Origin of the sequence: Candidatus Thiosymbion oneisti, assembly GCF_004359955.1 — a bacterium.
Taxonomy (GTDB): Bacteria; Pseudomonadota; Gammaproteobacteria; order Chromatiales; family Chromatiaceae; genus Thiosymbion; species Thiosymbion oneisti.
Map to the genome: position 1 here is coordinate 1 of NZ_SMSC01000143.1, position 508 is coordinate 508.

Annotated in this window: 1 protein-coding gene; it reads right to left on the reverse strand. The window is 57.9% G+C overall.

Annotation, left to right across the window (positions count from 1 at the left end; translation table 11 throughout):
• Positions 1–93: 93 nt before the first annotated feature.
• Positions 94–508 (reverse strand): transposase (locus E1958_RS19805; protein ID WP_133513390.1); only part of this gene is annotated, 415 nt, incomplete at its 5' end.

Below are 508 nucleotides of genomic sequence, written 5' to 3' on the forward strand. Positions count from 1 at the left end.
ACTACGGACTTATGCCGAACTGGGAGCGAAAAGGTGGGTAATGCCCTGCGATTCACTTTTCCAGGTAGCCTGTTCGGCCTGTCTTTGGCCTGTTCAGGCAACAGCAGGCGCACCTTTCCTACCTTTGGTCAGCTGCAGGTAGCGCATCAGGTTGTAGGTCAGGTTCATCAAACCGATCTTGACTTTGGCCCGAGCTAACCCAATGGTGCGGATGAATTTCCCGCCCAGGCTGTTCTCCTGGAAGCCAAAGACATGCTCGACGCGGGAGCGGATCTTCGAACGCTGGCGATTGTTCGCCTGCTGCTCGTGACTGAGCGGTCGGTTGCGCTGACCTTTCTCGCAGATATGACTCTCGTAGCCGGCGTCTTGCAGAACCTGCTCCGTTTCTTCACTGCGGTACGCGCTGTCAGCCCACACCGCCGGGTCCACGTTGTCGGGATCGACGAGGTCGTCAAACACCTGGCTATCATGCACATTCGCCGGCGTCGTCTTGAACCGGCGGATGAGC